We start from the raw sequence: 15,226 nt of genomic DNA on the forward strand, positions 1-15,226 counted from the left end.
CAGGCAGCTCGCCCGCACGGACGCGGTGCTGGCAGCTAGCCCGCGCGGACGCCGGGTCGGGGCTCAGCCCTGGCTCTCAGCGGCTTCCTGCGAGGCTGCAGCCCAGCGGCCGATGAGGTCCGCCGGCCGACCCGAGTCGAGCGTCCGCCCCACTTCGTCGAAGGCGGCGGTGAAGCGGGCCTCGAAGCCGTCCGCGGCGGGCTGATCGATGCCGTCGAAGGCGAGCACACCCGCGGCCGCGTTGAGCAGGACAGCATCCCGGATCGGCCCCATCCGTCCGCTGCGCTCGCCGGCGTAGAGGTCACGCGCCACCTGAGCGTTCTCCTCGGCCGTCCCGCCCCGCAGGGCGTCGTGGCTGCTCCGCGGCACCGACAGCAGCTCGGCAGGATCCAGCACGTGCTCGCGCACCTCGCCTCCACGGACCTCCCAGACGTCCGACGGCGCGGTGACCGTCAGCTCATCCAGCCCGTCCTGCCCGCGGAAGACCAGCGCGCTCGTGCCCCGGGCGGCGAAGACCCCGGCGACGGTGGGAGCGATCCACGCGTCGGCGACGCCCACCGCGCTCGCGCGCGGTCGGGCGGGGTTGGTGATCGGTCCCAGTATGTTCATCACGGTGGGGATGCCCAGTCCTCGACGAGCCTCGGCCGCGTACTTCATCGACGGGTGGAAGACCTGGGCGAACAGGAAGGTCATGCCGATCCGATCCACCAGGCCCTCCACCACCGGCACCGGCAGATCCAGACGTACGCCCAGCGCCTCGAGCACGTCTGCGGAGCCCGACTTGGAGGTCGAGGCCCGGTTGCCGTGCTTGACCACCGTGCGTCCGGATGCGGCGATCACGACCGATGCCATCGTGGAGATGTTCACGGTCTGCGCCAGATCACCCCCGGTGCCGACGATGTCGATGGACAGCGCCGGAGCATCCACGGGGCGCGCATGCGCGATCATCGAATCGGCCAGCGCCTCGAGCTCTCCGCTGGTCACCCCTTTGGACTGCAGAGCGACCAGGAAGCCAGCCAGCTGCACCGGGCTCGAGTTGCCGGACATCACCTCATCCATCGCCCAGGCAGCTGCTGCGCTGTCGAGCTCCTCACCGCGCACCAGACGTGCGGTGATCCGGGACCAGGTGGGGGTGTTCTCGCTCATGCACTGATGATGTCATCCGTCGGCGAGTGATCGTTGACCTGATCACGGTGCGGATCACAGAACGGTCACATCCCCGCACATGCCGGGTCACCTGCGGAGATCGGTCGCGTGTCCCGGTTCGTGACAGAGCGTCAGGAGGGATATGCTGGCACGGTCCGCCCGGGGCGCAAGCCCCGCGATGTGCCAACTTGTTGTGTGCTGGCACACCGATTCTGACCACACGACATAATGGTGACGTGACTACTGCGACCCTGCCTGTGCGCTCCGCCCCCGCTGCCGCCCCAGCGGTCGGCCGCCCGAACCCGACGCAGATCGGCACCCTCGTCTGGCTCGCCAGCGAGCTGATGTTCTTCGGCGGCCTGTTCGCCATGTTCTTCACACTGCGATCCATGGCGCCGGATACCTTCACCGACGGCCAGTCGAACTTCACGCATGGCTTCGCGCTGCTGAACACCTCGATCCTGGTCTTCAGCTCGGTGACCTGCCAGATCGGTGTCTACATCGCAGAAGGTCGGTGGCCGAACGGCACCACCTTCACCCCGCGCAAGCGCCGAGAGGGCTCCCTCTTCAACATCGCCGGCTGGGGAATGATCGAGTGGTACACGCTCACCTTCATCCTCGGCGCGGTCTTCGTCTCCGGCCAGGCCTACGAGTACACCGAGCTCGTCCACCACGGCGTGACCATGTCGTCCTCGCCGTTCAGCTCCGTGTTCTACCTCTCCACCGGGTTCCACGGCATCCACGTGATCGGCGGGCTCATCGCCTTCCTGATGGTTCTCATGCGGGCCTACGCCTCGGAGAACTTCACCGCACACGAGCAGGTCTCAGCCATCTGCATCTCGTACTACTGGCACTTCGTCGACGTCGTGTGGATCGTGCTGTTCTTCATCGTCTACATGCTCGATCCGATCCTGTCGCTCGGAAACTCCGGTCACATCATCCCGGTCACCTTCAACTGGAGGGTCTTCTGATCCCCGGCGACGCCCGAGCTCAGATGCTCGCGGCGTCCTCCTCGCCTGGTAATCCCCGCTCAGCCCGTCCCCTCCACGAATCGAGGTCTGAACCGTGAAGGCTCTCGCCGCACGTCGTCATCATCCGATGGCGCTACTCGTGATCCTGCTGCTCGCGCTCGTCGCGACCGGAGGGCTCTACGCCGCCCTCCAGCCGCAGACGGCCCAGGCCGAGGCCTACACGCAGGACGACATCAACGCCGGCGAGGCGCTCTTCCTCGCCAACTGCGCGACGTGCCACGGCCGCAACGCAGAAGGCCTGATCGATTCTGAGGGCAGCACGATCGGCCCCTCGCTGATCGGTGTCGGCGCCGCCGCGGTCGACTTCCAGGTGGGCACCGGCCGCATGCCGATGCAGCACTCCGGTGCGCAGGCCTCCCGCAAGCCTCCGCAGATGAACGAAGAGCAGACCAGCCAGCTGGCCGCCTATGTCGCGTCCCTCGGCCCCGGCCCTGCGGTCCCCGCCGACGAATGGCTGGACACCAGCCAGGGCGACGCCACCAAGGGTGGCGAGATCTTCCGCATCAACTGCGCCATGTGCCACAACGTCGCCGGTGTCGGTGGCGCTCTGACGCGTGGCAAGTACGCCCCGCCGGTGCTCGGACTCGAGCCCAAGCACGTCTACGAAGCCATGGAGACCGGCCCGCAGAACATGCCGGTCTTCAACGACAACAACCTCTCCTCCTCGGACAAGCGTGACGTCATCACCTACCTCGAGAAGCTCGAGGAGAACGGCAGCCCCGGCGGCATCTCCCTGGGCTCGATCGGTCCGGTGACCGAGGGTCTGTACGTCTGGACGATCGTCCTGTCCCTGCTCCTGGGCTGCGCTGTGTGGCTGGGGGCGAAGGCCAAGTGAATGCGAGCATGAACAACAATCTCGATGGCAGCTCCCCTGCCCGTGGCGTCAGCGCCATCGCCCCCAAGGAGGGTGGCGGATTCCCGAACCCGGGCCTGCCCCCTCACGTCCACCGCCAGGCGGATCTCTCGAAGGCTGCAGAGAAGCGAGCTGAGCGACTCGTCGCCGGCATGTTCGTGCTCAGCATCGTCGGCACCGTCATCTTCATCGCGGCCTACTTCCTGGTGTCCCCGACCGGGATCAACCTCTTTGCTGAGGGCGGCTCGCCGAAGGCCCTGTGGTGGTCGAACCTGACCACCGGCCTGGGACTCGCGATCGCGGTGTTCTTCATCGGTGCCGCCGCGGTGCATTGGGCGAAGACCCTCATGCCCGACGAGGAGATGGTCGAGGAGCGGCACGACATCCGCGGCTCCGACGAGACCCGTGAGATCGCTGCCGGTATCATCACCGACGGTCTCGCCGAATCCGGCATCGCACGCCGTCCGGTGATCGTCACCGCCATGGTGGCCGCGCTGGCCGCGCTGCCGATCGCGGTGCTCGCGCCGCTGTCCACCCTGGGCCCGCTGCCCGGTGGCAGGCTTCACCACACCTTCTGGGGTCAGAACAAGAACCAGCGCCTTGCCCGTGACCATGACGGCACGCCGATCAAGCTCTCGGACGTCGTGATGAACTCGGTCTTCCATGTCATGCCCGAGGGCCTGACGCACGAGACCGAGCACTTCCTGGAGGAGCGCGCGAAGGCCGCCACCGTGCTCGTCCGCATCGACCCTGCGCTCGGCAAGAACCCCGAGAGCATGGCGATGGGCGTCGAGGGCGTGCTCGCGTTCTCCAAGATCTGCACGCACGTGGGTTGCCCCGTCGCGCTCTACGAGCAGCAGACCCACCACATGCTGTGCCCCTGCCACCAGTCCACCTTCGACGTCACCGACGGCGCGAAGGTGCTCTTCGGCCCGGCACACCGTCCGCTTCCCCAGCTGCCGATCGAGGTGGACGACGAGGGCTACCTCATCGCTCCCGGTGACTTCACCGAACCGATCGGGCCCAGCTTCTGGAATATCCACAAGGAAAAGTGATCTCGTGACGACCACGACTCCCAGTACCCGGAAGCAGACTTCCGACGCCGAGAACTCCTCGCGTGTGTACAAGCTCGGCGCAGTGGGCGGCGACTGGCTCGACCAGCGCGTCTCCGGCGGTGGCCTCGTCAAGTTCATGGCCCGCAAGATCTTCCCCGACCATTGGTCATTCATGTTCGGCGAGGTGGCGCTCTACAGCTTCGTCATCCTGCTGATCTCGGGTGTCTTCCTGACGATGTTCTTCGACCCCTCCATGGAGGAGGTCATCTACAGCGGTGCCTATGAACCGCTGCAGGGCCTCGCGATGTCCCGGGCCTTCGAATCCACGCTCGACATCTCCTTCGAGGTCACCGGCGGTCTTCTGTTCCGTCAGATGCACCACTGGTCCGCGCTCGTGTTCATGGTCGCGATCTTCGTGCACATGTTCCGGGTGTTCTTCACCGGCGCCTTCCGCAAGCCGCGTGAGCTCAACTGGCTCGTCGGCTTCTCGCTGATGGTGCTGGGCATGGTCGCCGGCTTCTCCGGCTACTCCCTTCCCGACGACGTGCTCTCCGGTAACGGCCTGCGAGTCATCGACGGACTGATGAAGGCCATCCCGGTCGTCGGCACCTATCTGTCGATGCTGCTCTTCGGCGGCGAGTTCCCGGGCACTGACATCATTCCGCGGCTGTTCACCGTTCATATCCTGCTGGTGCCCGCCGCCATCCTCGGACTGATCGGAATCCACCTGGTGCTGCTGGTGCTGCACAAGCACACCCAGTACCCCGGCCCCGGTCGCACCGAACGCAACGTCGTCGGCTTCCCGGTGTTCCCGGTGTACGCGGCGAAGGCAGGCGGGTTCTTCTTCCTGGTCTTCGGCGTCATCACCTTCATCTCGGCGACCACCTCCATCAACGGCGTGTGGAACTACGGGCCCTACGACCCTTCACCGGTCTCAGCGGGTACACAGCCGGACTGGTACATGCTCTGGACTGATGGCGGGCTGCGGCTCATTCCGGGCTGGGAGTCGACGATCTTCGGCTATGTGCTCTCGTGGAACATCCTGATCCCGATGGTCATCTACGGGGCACTGCTGGGCGTGCTCGCCCTGTACCCGTTCATCGAAGCCTGGGTGACCGGTGACGATCGTGAGCACCACCTCAACGATCTGCCGTACAACACCCCGGTGCGCAGCGGGATCGGCGTTGCCTGGATCATGACCTACCTGATCCTCGCCCTGGCCGCGACCAACGACATCATTGCGGTCGCGCTCCAGCTCTCGATCAACGACCTGACCTGGCTGCTGAGAATCTCGTTCTTCGTCGTACCAGTCCTGTCCTTCTACATCACGAAGCGACTGTGCCTGTCGATCCAGCGCCAGAAGCGGGAGCAGGCGCTGCATGGCGAGGAGTCCTCGCGGATCGTACGCACCGAGACCGGCGACATGATCGAAATTCATACGCCGCTCAACGAGTTCGATCGCTGGGTGCTGGTCCAGCACGACGACTACCGCCCGCTCACGGCTGGCAAGGGTGTCTCCTCGCTCCGCGCGAAGGCCACCAGCTTCTTCTTCAAGGACCGGATCTCCCCGGTCACGCCCTCGGAGCTCCGTGAGGCGCTCGAGCACGCGGGCCATGAGAAGCACATCATCGATGAGGTCACCGGCGGGGATTACCGCACCCCGGCCGAGAAGACTCAGCACTGAGCCCCGTCAGGCTGCAGCGAGTCCGATAGCGAAGGGCCCCGAGGATCATCTCCTCGGGGCCCTTCGCTGTGTGCTGAGCGCTCCGGGCAGCGCACATGCTCCGGCGCCCGCTCCCCCCGAGCTCGCACCCGCTGCCGCATCCTGCTCCCCACCTCGGGCAGCGACCACGCACAGTGGATCCGGTGCATCAGCCCCCCCTAAGCGGCTCCGAGGCGCCCAGCCTCAGGTGGAGGCGGAACGTCACTCCAGATGGGGATTCAGCGGTGTGCGGCTTCGCTTCTGCTTCGACCCCGCTGCTGCTTCAGTGAGATAGCGGGCGGTGACCAGGGCTAGACGACGATCAGTGCGTCTGAGCGCCCTGGCTGCTCGCAACGGAGTGATGGCCGGGTCCAGGAGTTCCTGTGCGAGCACGTCTGTTGCCCACGCCACCGCGTTGTCTAGACCGTTCTGGCCCGGGAACAGCTGTCGTAGCTGATCCTGCGCCCGGCCCACCGGATCTGACACTCCGCCGATCATGCTCGCTCCCCTGGTCCATCAACTCCATCAACGCTGCCAGCGGCAGGAGGTATCTCTCTACCGGAACACCCTGGTGCGCTCACACGCTACACCGATGATTCTTCTGGGCCCACTGATTCCGCAGAGTCCACTGAGCTGTAGAGCCTGGGCTTGGGACTGGGCCTAGGCCTGAACCCGCCCCGGACACAGCACTGAGCACGGACGGGCAAGTGCGTGAGCGTGAGGGTGGTGCTGGTCCTATGCACAACGACGGACGGGCCCCATCGTCACTAACGCCATTTATAGACTGTCTACGGGGTCACGTATGTAATACGCCGTGCCCAGCCTCATGGTGCCTGCTCACGTCCGCTGCACCCGCCACCTTCTGGTGTGGTCGTTGCGTTGGCACTCGAGCACCGGAGCCCGACGGCGGAGGTCGTGTGCCAGCGTGACCGGCCGGCGTCTGAAGGGCCACCAGTCCACCAACGGCGGCGGTGTCTGGCCCGAGGTCTGGTGCACGCGCCTCCGCCTGCCCTCCCCCGCGTCTCAAGCACCTTCGCCGAGCAACGGGGGGCAGCATGGTGAACGGCAGCACGGCTCATCGCATCCGAGGATGTAGCTGGTTTCTGAACGTGATGAGCCACTAAAACTGTGCAGGTCAGGGGATTGATCATCACCTCCGACAGCAGAATCCCCGGGAGCAGCACTTCTCAGGGATTCTGTCTTCTCCAGACTCACCCCGCATGCGAGGTTCTTCGCACCGTGTTCGTCCGGGAGGCGAAGATGATGACAGCGAGGACCGCGACCCCGATCACGACGAGTGACACCGCCTGCTGAACAGGGTCGTAGAACACGCTCGTGGGCGGGAGGCCGGGTTCCGGGTACTGCGCAAAGGCGAAATACGCTACCAGGGCTGGAATGGATGCAAAGGCTGGAATTCGCCACCGCGACGTCCCCTTGGCGACCGGGATCACAACCCGGAACGTCGCGCACATCAGGAGCGCTGCCACCGTATAGACCGCACCGAACAGAAAGTCCGGTGGCCCTACCGCGATAGTCGTCGGGCGTAGGGCCTGCTCAAGGAAGTCGTAGATGTAGTACGTGATGACAGCCGACTCGATGAACAGGAGCGGTCGCCAGAAATGAGGCCACGTGCCGCTTCCAGCCCATGCGACGACATAGGGCACGCAGATCCAGGCCCAGATCCCTCCCAAGAGCTTGGAGAGAAAGAACTGACCGGTGAACGCAGTCGCGTTGACCACGCAGACGATGAGCCCGTAGCCGATCCCTGCGACGAGGACCAGCAGAAGGCGCAGCCCGGGGGGCACAGCGCATGATCTGTTCGATCGCCCGCCGTGCCCTTCGGTGTCTCCGAGAGAAGTATCAGCGTGGCTCAGAGGTTGCTCCAGTACGCGTAGCAGGTCGCAAACGTCCAAGAACCCACATGTGTGAACGCGAGCTCGCCCGCCGACTGCACATCGACGTCTGTCTTCCCGTTCCTTGCGACCGTGGCCGAATGCCGCCGGCTGCCGTGGTCGTACTGCGACGTACAGGTCTTCTGCCCACCGACTTTGATGCTCGTCCCGTACGTCCACTTGCCGCCGCCAACGTATTCCGTCGCGTATGGCGACACAGTGCCCGGCTCCGAAGTGGGAATCGACGTGATGTGCTCCGGCATGACCGTCACGGTGCCGTCACCTGTGAATTCGACCCAGCCACCAGTGGGCGTCGTACCAGCATCGATGGCCTGGACGTCGCCTTCCATCGACACCACGGAACCGCCGTACCTCGCAGACTCCGGTACCGCGCTGTCGGCGCCTGCCGCGCTAGCACCCCCGAGCATCACGAGGCCTGCAACCACGAGCATCGAGAGAGCACGCCCCCGCGTTGCCCTCTTCGTCATACGCATGTTCGCATCTCGCTTCTTGAGCACGCCTTCTGCGCACTCAGCCTGTGGTGGATGACCTCAGCACCCACCAATGATGACCATCTGTTGCGGAGCAACGGAATGATCTAGGCCGCATTCAAGCACAGGTTTGAATCAGACTCATCGCATGCGAGGGTGTCGCTGGTATCTGAAGCCTCCTGATTCGAGGAGACTGCGAGCGATGCAGATCGCGAGATTCCGGAAGCCGAGGGCTGAACCGCGGAGGTGTTCGAGTCGGCCGTTGATCGCCTCGGTGGGGCCGTTGCTGGCACCGGGGCGATCGAAGAACGCCAGAATGTCGTCCGCGCGCTTGGTCAGCGTCCGGCCGAGCTTTCCCAACTCCACGAGGGCGTCCGGGGCCTCCGCTCGGAGGGCCGCGGTGACCTTCTCCATCAAGGCTCTGGCTCTGGTCCGGTCGCGTTCTCGATAGGCGGCGAACATCGCCTGGTAGACCTCCCAGGTCACCTCGACCGCCGCATGCTTTTCACTCGCGAACAGGGCGCTGAGACGCCAGCACGGAGGCCACCTCGTGAGCGGGTCAGTACCTCGACGACAGGACGAGGGCCCCGCATCGAGAAACGATGCGGGGCCCTCGAGTGCTCGATCTCCCGGCAGGGAGATACAAGCGATGTGGTCAGTGTGCGTGCTGGCCCACCGAGAACTCCAGGACCCAGTTCAGGATCCCGTAGATGGCGAACATGACGCCGAAGGCGAAGATCCACCAGCCTGCGGCCACGCCCAGGAAGCAGAGCGCAGCGCCGAGCGAGGCCCACAGCGGCGCCCAGCTGTACGGGGCGAAGCTTCCCTGAACGCCTGCGTCGTCAGAGACCTCGCCATCCAGCTCATCAGAACCGCCGAGGTAGTTCTTCTTGGCCGTCAGCGACGCAGCCATCGCGATCATGACCGAGAGACCCGTCAGGCCGAGCATCGCCGGGAAGCCGACGGTCTCGATTCCCATGGGCTCATAGCGCCCGGTGACGAAGGCATACGCGATCGAGACGATCAGGAAGAAGACCGCCAGAATCCAGAAGATCTTTGCCGTTGCTCTCATGTCAGTTGGTCCTTGGGTTCGCGGCGGGCTCCTCAGCGAGCATGTGGTCCTGCAGTGCGACCTCCGGGTAGTGGAGATCGAAGGCGGGACGCTCAGAGCGGATCCGGGGCAGGGAATGGAAGTTATGACGCGGCGGCGGGCAGGAGGTCGCCCACTCGAGCGAAGCACCGTAGCCCCACGGGTCGTCGACCTCGACCTTCTTGCCCTTGACGTGGGTCAGCACGACGTTGAGCAGGAAGGGCAGGGTGGAGACGCCCATGATGAATGCGCCGACCGTAGAGATCTGGTTCATCCAATCGAAGCCATCTTCATGGAGGTAGTTCACATAACGACGGGGTGCCCCATCGACACCCAGCCAGTGCTGGATGAGGAAGGTCATGTGGAAGCCGATGGTCAGCAGCCAGAAGTGCAGCTTGCCGATACCCTCGCTGAGCTTGTAGCCGAACATCTTCGGCCACCAGAAGTAGAAGCCTGCGAACATCTCGAAGACCACGGTGCCGGCCATCACGTAGTGGAAGTGCGCGACGACGAAGTACGTATCGGAGATGTGGAAGTCCAGCACCGGCGAGGAGAGGATGACACCCGTCAGACCGCCGAAGATGAAGGTGGTCAGGAAGCCCAGGGTGAACAGCATCGGCGTCTCGAAGGTCAACGACCCTCGCCACATCGTGCCGACCCAGTTGAAGAATTTCACGCCCGTCGGCACGGCGATCAGCATTGTCATGAACGCGAAGAAGTCGAGCATCACGGCACCGGTGGTGTACATGTGGTGCGCCCACACAGTCACAGACAGCGCTGCGATCGAGATCGTCGCACCCACCAGCGTCTTGTATCCGAAGATCGGCTTGCGTGAGAAGACAGGAATGATCTCGGAGGCGATGCCGAAGAACGGCAGCGCGAGCACGTACACCTCGGGGTGGCCGAAGAACCAGAACAGGTGCTGCCAGAGCACCGGTCCGCCGTTGGCCGGGTCGAAGATGTTCGCATCGAAGCGTCGATCCGCTCCCAGTGCCAGCAGCGCAGAGGCCAGCGGCGGGAACGCCATCAGCACCAGCACGGCGGTGATGAGGGTGTTCCAGGTGAAGATCGGCATCCGGAACATGGTCATGCCGGGCATGCGCATGCACAGGATCGTGGTGATGAAGTTGACCGAGCCCAAGATCGTGCCGAAGCCCTGTAAGGCCAAGCCGAAGACCCAGAGATCACCGCCCAGGCCCGGGGAGAATGTCGTGTCCGACAGCGGCGCGTAGGCGAACCAGCCGAAGGACGCCGCACCTTGCGGAGTCAGGAAGCCGGAGACCACGATCACCGAGCCGAACAGGGTCAGCCAGAAGGCGAACATGTTCAGGCGCGGGAAGGCCATGTCCACGGCGCCGATCTGCAACGGCACCAGGTAGTTGGCGAAGCCGTTGAAGAGCGGCGTGCCGAACATGAGCAGCATGATCGTGCCATGCATGGTGAACAGCTGGTTGTACTGATCCTTGGAGACGACGACCTGCAGGCCCGGCTCCCACAGCTCGGTGCGGATGCCCAGCGCGAGCAACCCGGCGAAGCCGAAGAACGCGAAGGCCATGCCCATGTACATCTTGCCGATCAGCTTGTGATCGGTCGTGGTCAGGAGCTGGAAGATCTGCGTGCCCAGCTTGGTCGGCCGCTCCTCCTGGAACCGGCCGTCCACCGATGTGCTCGGTGCGGCGGTGGTCTCGGTGCTCACTCGTTCTCTCCCTCGGTCCCGGTGGAGGCGGTCTCCTCGGTGTAGCGAGGACCGGCGTCATCATGCTTCTCGCGCATGCTCCACTCCTCCTGGTTGCGGTTCAGGTCGACACCCAGCTGACCCTCGTTGCCCTGCTCGCGCAGCTCCTGCATGTGCGCATCGAACTCCTCCTGGGAGACGACGACCACGTTGAACAGCATGTCCGAGTGGTACTCGCCGCAGAGCTCAGCGCACTTGCCGGCGTAGGTCCCCTCGGTGGTCGGGGTGACCTGGAAGCTCGTGGTGTGCCCGGGCATCATGTCCTTCTTGTACAAGAAGTCCACGACCCAGAACGAATGTACGACGTCGCGCGAGTCGAGACGGAACTCGACGGACTGCCCGACGGGCAGGTACAGGGTGGGCAGCGCATCGGCGGCTGCGTCGTTCCCCTCGGCGTCGACCTCGCCGGTGGCGAAGGACTGGATGCCTGCCGGCTCGTGGACGTCCTGGTCGACATAGTTGATGTCCCAGCTCCACTGCTTGGCCACCACGTTGACGGTGTAGTCCGGCTCCGCGACGTGCATCTCGATCTCGCGAGCATCACGCTGGGTGAAGTAGAAGAAGGTCAGCACCATCACCACGGGGACGAGCGTGAACATCAGCTCGAGCGGCACGTGGTAGCGCATCTGCACCGGGAAGCCGGTGTCGTTCTTGCGACGGCGGTAGGCGACCGCGCACCAGATCGTCAGTCCCCAGATCATGAGGCCCACGATGACCAGCACGGTCCAGGAGCCGACCCAGAGATTGGTGATGCGCTCGGTCTGGTTGGTGACCTCCTGGCCATCAGCCCGACCGGGCATGAACCCGCGCTGCTGCGCCTGGGTGCAGCCCGCGAGGATCAGGGTGGCCAGGGCGAGGCCTGCTGCTGCTGCACGGCGTCCACGCCGTGCGCGCTGAGGGACCTGGGGGATCACAGAGGATGACCTTCCGCTCGTCGTCTCCACCCACGGCTCCGAAGCGAGCGTGGGCTCTCCTCGGCTCCATGACGTGGAGCTGGTACTTATATGGGCGGGACACACCCACAGTGCCGCGCCCTCCCCCGAGGAGAAGGCCGTGACCGGCCCTGAGGGCCCGCCACTTGACGGCACGCTGTCATCATACGGCTTTCCTGAGCTGGTGAAGCCACCTCGACTCGCCGCAGGGCGTCCTGCTCAGGCCTCTGTGACCGGTCCGTGATCTGCGCGTCGCTGGGGTCACACCAAAACGGGCCCGGTCCGGTGACCTGATCGTCACCGGGCCGGGCCCGTCTCCTGAAGCTGCCGCCGCATCGTGGCGCAACCACTCCGCAGTCGGCTCAGCTGAAGGAGTCTCCGCACGCGCAGGAGCTGCCCGCATTGGGGTTGTCGATCGTGAAGCCCTGCTTCTCGATGGTGTCGGCGAAATCGATCACCGCACCGGTGAGGTACGGGCTGCTCATCTTGTCGATGATGACCTCGACGCCGTCGAAGTCGACGACCTGGTCGTTGTCCATGAGGCGCTCATCGAAGTAGAGCTGGTAGATCAGTCCGGAGCAGCCGCCGGGCTGGACCGCGATCCGGAGGCGGAGGTCGTCGCGACCCTCCTGCTCCAGCAACGTGTTCACCTTCTGGGCAGCGCCGGAGGTGAGGGTGACGTCGTGCGCCGCAGCGGGGCGCTCAGTGGTGGGCGTGGTCATGCGTTCCTCCTCGAAGCTCGTGTCCAGCCAGGATACGCCTCGGCGCTCCGTAAAGGGGAGCAGGAGTCCCGCTGCCCCGACACGCCCTGGATTCCTGGACCGGAAACGGGCGCGAGCGTGCCTCGATGGAGTCTCACAGCACCCCTCGGAAGAGGGCGACCAGCATCACTCCCGCGTAGCCCAGCAGCACTCCCACCACCGCACCGGTGGCACCATCTCGGCTGCGTCCCGACAGCACCATCATGAATGCGGCCACGAGCACGGCGATGACTGCGATAAGCCCCCACCACACGAAGAAGTAGCCGGCGATGAAGCCGACGATGAGACCGACGAAGAGCAGCGGGATCATCAGAGGGGACACCGTGGGGCTGTCGCCGCCTGAGGGCTGGTTCGATCCGTTCACTTGCTCCTCCGCTCGAGAGAGCCTGCACCGAGCAGCAGCAGTGCTTCGGCGAGGCATACCCGTGCGAACTCGCCGAGGTGGAGGGACTCATCGACTCCATGCGCTCTGGACTCTGGATCTTCGACGCCGGTGACCAGCACTTCAGCGAGCGGGAAGACCTCGAGCAGGTCAGCGATGAACGGGATCGAGCCTCCCAGGCCGGTGTCCACTGCTGGGGTGTCCCAGGCACGGGCGAAGGAGTCGCGGGCAAGGTCCATCGCGGCAGACTGCTGCCGGGCACGGTAGGGCTTGCCCCGCTCGCCGCGACGCACGGTGACCTGCGCAGTGGCGGGAGCATGATGTTCCAGGTGTGCGACCAGCGCTTCCATCGCGGAGTCAGGATCCTCACCCGGCGGGATGCGCAGTGAGACCTTCGCTCGCGACACGGGCACGAGGGTGTTCGAGGCATCGCGCACGCTGGGCGCATCGATCCCGATCACGGACAGCGCAGGCTTCGTCCACAGGCGCGAGGTGAGCGAGCCGCTTCCCGAGAGCTCGAGTCCCTCGACCACGCCCGCGTCGCGGCGGAAGTCACCCTCATCCATCTCGACGGTGGGGTCGGCCGCCCGGATCAGTCCCTCGACGGCGACCTCGCCGTTCGAGTCGTGAAGGGTGGCCAGCAATCGGGAGAGCTGAGTGAGCGCATCGAGCACCGGTCCCCCGAACAGTCCCGAATGGACGGCATGATCCAAGGCACGGACCTCGACCACGAGATCGACGACGCCTCGCAGGCTGGTGGTCAGAGCAGGAGTGCCCACGGCCCAGTTGGCGGAGTCCGCCACGATGATCAGGTCTGCGGCGAGCCGGTCACGGTAGGTCTCGATGAAGGGACGGAACGTCGGCGAGCCGGCCTCCTCCTCGCCTTCGATGAACACGGTGACCCCGACACCGTCGGCCGCGAGCTCGTCGCCGACCAGGCGGAGAGCGGTGACGTGAGCCATCACTCCCGCCTTGTCATCGGCGGCGCCGCGACCGTACAGGCGGCCCTCGCGCTCCACAGGCTCGAAGGGCGGGCTGGTCCAGTCCGCGAGGTCGCCCGTGGGCTGGACGTCGTGGTGCGCGTAGAGCAGCACAGTGGGCCGGCCTGCGGCGGCAGGTGTGCGGCCGATCACCGCGGGGCTGCCGCCCTCGACGGACTCGATGCTCACCTCGGCCATGCCGGCTCCGCGCAGCAGCTCGGCGACGGCCGCGGCGCTTCGCTGGACCGGTTCCTGGTCGTAGCCGTCGAAGGCGATCGAGGGGATGCGGACGAGGTCCTTCAGGTCATCGATCGCGGCGGGGAGCAGCGGTGCGAGCCGTGCTCGCAGCGCCGCCACCTCGTCGGGGGCTCCGGTGGCGGCAGAGTGCCGAAGGGAATGATCAGGAGTGCTCATGGAAGTCACCGTACCGCTGGCTCTGTCCGCGCCGCTGCGAGGGCGCGGTGTCAGGGAACGATGTCACTGCTCATGCCGAGGCGGGTCCCAGGAGTCGTCGCTTAGACTGCCCTGGTGATCTTCCGCAAGTCTGAGACTTCCCAGAATCCTGAGCCCGCACCGCAGCCCCTGCGTCCCGGCTCCAAAGGGCGACCCACCCGCAGCCGCAAGGAGGCCGAGGCCGCTCGCCGCAGGCCGCTGGTGGTCGACGACCGCAAGGAGGCCCGCCGTCGCGACCGGGAGAAGGCGAGCCAGGAACGCATGGAGTCGCAGCAGGCGCTGATGACCGGCGACGAGAAGAAGATGCCGCTGCAGCATCGAGGGCCGCAGCGCAGCTTCACGCGCGATGTGGTCGACTCCCGGCGCAACGTTGCTGAGCTGTTCTTCCCGATCGCCCTGGTCTTCATGCTCGTCGCGCTCGTCCTGCCGCTGATCCGTCCCGATCTCACCACGCTGCTGAGCACCGGCATGATCGTGGTGCTCTGGGGCGGTATCGCCCTCTGCGTGGTCGACAGCCTCTTCCTGCGCAAGCGGCTGCGCAGAGATCTCACCGCGCGCTTCGGTGATGTGCAGCAGGGACTCGTCGGCTACGGGATCATGCGCGCGATCCAGATCCGTCGCTTCCGTCTCCCCCGGCCGCAGATCAAGCACGGCGAGTCGCCGCGCTGATCCTTCAGCACTCCGGTCTGCGTCTCCCCGCAGGCAGTGCGGTGCTCCCCCGCC

General features: G+C 65.4%; 14 protein-coding genes and 1 pseudogene. 5 read left to right on the forward strand and 10 right to left on the reverse strand.

Going from position 1 to position 15,226, the window contains the following annotated elements:
• Positions 1 to 63: 63 nt before the first annotated feature.
• Positions 64 to 1,146 carry an anthranilate phosphoribosyltransferase gene (gene trpD / locus ABD893_RS12550; RefSeq protein WP_345080576.1) on the reverse strand — a complete coding sequence of 361 codons (1,083 nt, stop codon included), beginning with the start codon at positions 1,144 to 1,146 and terminating at the stop codon, positions 64 to 66.
• Between the two features lie 236 nt (positions 1,147 to 1,382).
• Here trpD and ctaE point away from each other — a divergent pair, with 236 nt between their 5' ends.
• The 4 genes from ctaE (at position 1,383) to qcrB (ending at position 5,769) form a co-directional block, all read left to right on the forward strand.
• Entirely contained in the window at positions 1,383 to 2,117 is a 735-nt protein-coding gene (gene ctaE, locus ABD893_RS12555) for an aa3-type cytochrome oxidase subunit III (protein ID WP_345080579.1), read from the forward strand.
• A 94-nt stretch (positions 2,118 to 2,211) separates the two neighbouring features.
• Positions 2,212 to 3,012, forward strand: coding sequence for a cytochrome bc1 complex diheme cytochrome c subunit (qcrC, locus tag ABD893_RS12560; protein ID WP_345080582.1), 801 nt, complete (start codon positions 2,212 to 2,214; stop codon positions 3,010 to 3,012).
• Positions 3,013 to 3,020: 8 nt separating this feature from the next.
• Positions 3,021 to 4,085 (forward strand): cytochrome bc1 complex Rieske iron-sulfur subunit, encoded by a 1,065-nt coding sequence (gene qcrA / locus ABD893_RS12565; RefSeq protein ID WP_345080585.1) that lies wholly within the window; start codon positions 3,021 to 3,023, stop codon positions 4,083 to 4,085.
• A gap of 4 nt (positions 4,086 to 4,089) precedes the next feature.
• Entirely contained in the window at positions 4,090 to 5,769 is a 1,680-nt protein-coding gene (gene qcrB, locus ABD893_RS12570; protein WP_345080588.1) for a cytochrome bc1 complex cytochrome b subunit, read from the forward strand.
• 1,229 nt (positions 5,770 to 6,998) lie between these two features.
• On the opposite strand, the gene ABD893_RS12575 is transcribed toward qcrB, so the two are convergent.
• From ABD893_RS12575 to ABD893_RS12615, 9 genes and pseudogenes are all read right to left on the reverse strand, one after another.
• The gene (locus tag ABD893_RS12575; RefSeq protein ID WP_345080591.1) at positions 6,999 to 7,592 is read right to left on the reverse strand and encodes a hypothetical protein; all 594 of its coding nucleotides are present in this window, start codon (positions 7,590 to 7,592) and stop codon (positions 6,999 to 7,001) included.
• A gap of 65 nt (positions 7,593 to 7,657) precedes the next feature.
• Positions 7,658 to 8,197 (reverse strand): lactococcin 972 family bacteriocin, encoded by a 540-nt coding sequence (locus tag ABD893_RS12580; protein WP_345080594.1) that lies wholly within the window; start codon positions 8,195 to 8,197, stop codon positions 7,658 to 7,660.
• A gap of 114 nt (positions 8,198 to 8,311) precedes the next feature.
• Positions 8,312 to 8,701: pseudogene (locus ABD893_RS12585) on the reverse strand (transposase); the annotation flags it as partial.
• A gap of 124 nt (positions 8,702 to 8,825) precedes the next feature.
• The gene (gene ctaF / locus ABD893_RS12590; protein WP_345080597.1) at positions 8,826 to 9,242 is read right to left on the reverse strand and encodes an aa3-type cytochrome oxidase subunit IV; all 417 of its coding nucleotides are present in this window, start codon (positions 9,240 to 9,242) and stop codon (positions 8,826 to 8,828) included.
• 1 nt (position 9,243) lies between these two features.
• Positions 9,244 to 10,956 (reverse strand): aa3-type cytochrome oxidase subunit I, encoded by a 1,713-nt coding sequence (gene ctaD / locus ABD893_RS12595; protein WP_425548374.1) that lies wholly within the window; start codon positions 10,954 to 10,956, stop codon positions 9,244 to 9,246.
• Positions 10,953 to 11,909, reverse strand: a complete 957-nt coding sequence (gene ctaC, locus ABD893_RS12600) for an aa3-type cytochrome oxidase subunit II (protein ID WP_345080600.1) — start codon at positions 11,907 to 11,909, stop codon at positions 10,953 to 10,955. The genes ctaD and ctaC overlap by 4 nt, the downstream gene beginning before the upstream one ends.
• Positions 11,910 to 12,289: 380 nt before the next feature.
• The gene (erpA, locus tag ABD893_RS12605; RefSeq protein WP_345080603.1) at positions 12,290 to 12,649 is read right to left on the reverse strand and encodes an iron-sulfur cluster insertion protein ErpA; all 360 of its coding nucleotides are present in this window, start codon (positions 12,647 to 12,649) and stop codon (positions 12,290 to 12,292) included.
• A 133-nt stretch (positions 12,650 to 12,782) separates the two neighbouring features.
• On the reverse strand, positions 12,783 to 13,052 hold the full coding sequence (locus ABD893_RS12610) for a hypothetical protein (protein ID WP_345080606.1): 270 nt from the start codon (positions 13,050 to 13,052) through the stop codon (positions 12,783 to 12,785).
• Entirely contained in the window at positions 13,049 to 14,464 is a 1,416-nt protein-coding gene (locus ABD893_RS12615; RefSeq protein ID WP_345080609.1) for a dipeptidase, read from the reverse strand. The genes ABD893_RS12610 and ABD893_RS12615 overlap by 4 nt, the downstream gene beginning before the upstream one ends.
• 114 nt (positions 14,465 to 14,578) lie before the next feature.
• Here ABD893_RS12615 and ABD893_RS12620 point away from each other — a divergent pair, with 114 nt between their 5' ends.
• Positions 14,579 to 15,172 carry a DUF3043 domain-containing protein gene (locus ABD893_RS12620; protein WP_345080612.1) on the forward strand — a complete coding sequence of 198 codons (594 nt, stop codon included), beginning with the start codon at positions 14,579 to 14,581 and terminating at the stop codon, positions 15,170 to 15,172.
• The last annotated feature ends 54 nt before the right edge of the window (positions 15,173 to 15,226 follow it).

The organism is Brachybacterium paraconglomeratum, from assembly GCF_039541415.1.
Classification (GTDB): Bacteria; Actinomycetota; Actinomycetes; order Actinomycetales; family Dermabacteraceae; genus Brachybacterium; species Brachybacterium paraconglomeratum_A.